General features: G+C 33.7%; 2 protein-coding genes. Both read right to left on the bottom strand.

Going from position 1 to position 1626, the window contains the following annotated elements:
- Positions 1 to 192: 192 nt before the first annotated feature.
- Positions 193 to 573 (bottom strand): helix-turn-helix transcriptional regulator, encoded by a 381-nt coding sequence (locus ACFIKE_RS09940; protein ID WP_015856258.1) that lies wholly within the window; start codon positions 571 to 573, stop codon positions 193 to 195.
- A 32-nt stretch (positions 574 to 605) separates the two neighbouring features.
- A complete protein-coding gene (locus tag ACFIKE_RS09935; protein WP_375649670.1) occupies positions 606 to 1472 on the bottom strand; it encodes a DNA adenine methylase in 867 nt (288 codons plus the stop codon).
- Positions 1473 to 1626: the final 154 nt, after the last annotated feature.

Raw genomic sequence — 1626 nt, 5'->3', positions numbered from 1 at the left:
GTTTTGCTTTCGGGATTAGCACCAAGGCGCCCGATTAACGTCACTTTATTTAGCATATTTGTAGCCCCATTAGATTAGCAATTTATACATGAAAAATCTTAGCATAATTTGCATATTTATTCAATTATTTCAAAAGGATATTATTGTTTTTTAACATATAAAATTATGTTTACGGTGTATAAAATAAGGGGATCAAGGTATTCTATTCTGCAAGCACCGTTTTTTTTCTACTTTCTCCATGAGTTCCTTGCACTTTGTCAGATCTTGTTGTGAAAGAGACTTAAACATTCTAACAAACGTGTTAGAAATTTCATGGTTAAGTGGGTCAGAAGAGTTCATTGTAAAATTCTTACGACAAATATTTGCTTCTCTTCTCAAGATAGAAGCCGTTTCTTCATCTAAAGCATATTTCTCAATGATCTTTTCTTCCATGTCAGCAGGTATAGGCTTTTTGCCAATTTCTACAGAAGATAAAAATGCTATAGATACGCCTAATTTATTAGCCATATCTAATAAACGTTCTGTCCGATCAATACGAATTTTACGTAAGGTTTTGCCAAATGGTGTAAGCATGTGATTAAAGCTCCTTTTAATGCAATCTGCAATTAAGCTGCTTTGAGAAGCGAGCCTATATTCTTTTCTAAAAATTGAGGTACTTTGATTTTAGGTGAAAAAATCATCAATTCGGTAGCTTGCCTTTTCTCTTGTAGAGAATATTGTAAGCTAAATTCTATTGAGAGATATTGCCTATACAAAAATTTAATTTCTTCAACGTTGTCATAAGTAATTAGCCAAGGCGCTGTCACATGTTGGGAGATGACATTCTCTAAATTATTATGATCATTAGCTTTGTAAAACGAAGTGTAAAGCCCTTTTCCTTTTTTAAAATAAGGAGGGTCCATATAAAAAAAGGTGTTTTCATCAGTTCCATAACGCAGCAAAAATTCCCGTGCATTTAAACGAGTTAAATGTATTTTATCTTTTTGTTCACTTATGCGAAGAATGCGTTCAATTATATTCTCTTTGTTAAATCGGCAATCTATTTTATAGGCACCGCTTTGTCCTTTCCCTCCAATTGGTCCAGCATTTTTAATAATTCCAGATCTATTTGTGCGATTCAAAAAGAGTGCTGCAAATCCTGCGCTAAGCACATCTGCACTTGCAGGAGAAATTTCTTTTTGTATGTACCATTCTTCTAAGTTAATGGTCGTTGTATTGATTTTTTCTATTAATTCTTCCGTCTTGTGCAAAACGCAATACCAAAAGCTCCAAATGAACAGATCAATATCGTTAATGTGAATATCTTTAACATCACCATTAAAAAGAAGCTTTAGAGCAAGTCCGCACCCGCCAGCAAATGGCTCTCTATAGGAACAGCCATTTAATGCATTTTTCTCAAATATTTCTTTGATTTTTCCATACAGTGCAGCCTTACCGCCTGGATATCTCAATGGTGAGCAGACATGAGTCATTGTTACGCGCCTTTTTCAATGATTTTTTGATGTTTTTGTTGATTTCATCTATGAACGTTGAGAAGAGACAACGCCATTTAATCTGAACAGTTTTATAAAATCGGAAATTTTACTTTTGGTTTTTAACTGAGCACTGTAGTGTGTAAATAGATAT

This window comes from Bartonella sp. MU70NMGDW, assembly GCF_042194085.1.
GTDB classification, from domain to species: domain Bacteria; phylum Pseudomonadota; class Alphaproteobacteria; order Rhizobiales; family Rhizobiaceae; genus Bartonella; species Bartonella grahamii.
This window is presented reverse-complemented; position numbering and strand designations above follow the sequence as displayed.

Coding starts and splice junctions, on each gene's coding strand:
- ACFIKE_RS09935 (WP_375649670.1), bottom strand. CDS start 1,472: ATGACTCATGTCTGCTCACCATTGAGATATCCAGGCGGTAAGGCTGCA.
- ACFIKE_RS09940 (WP_015856258.1), bottom strand. CDS start 573: ATGCTTACACCATTTGGCAAAACCTTACGTAAAATTCGTATTGATCGG.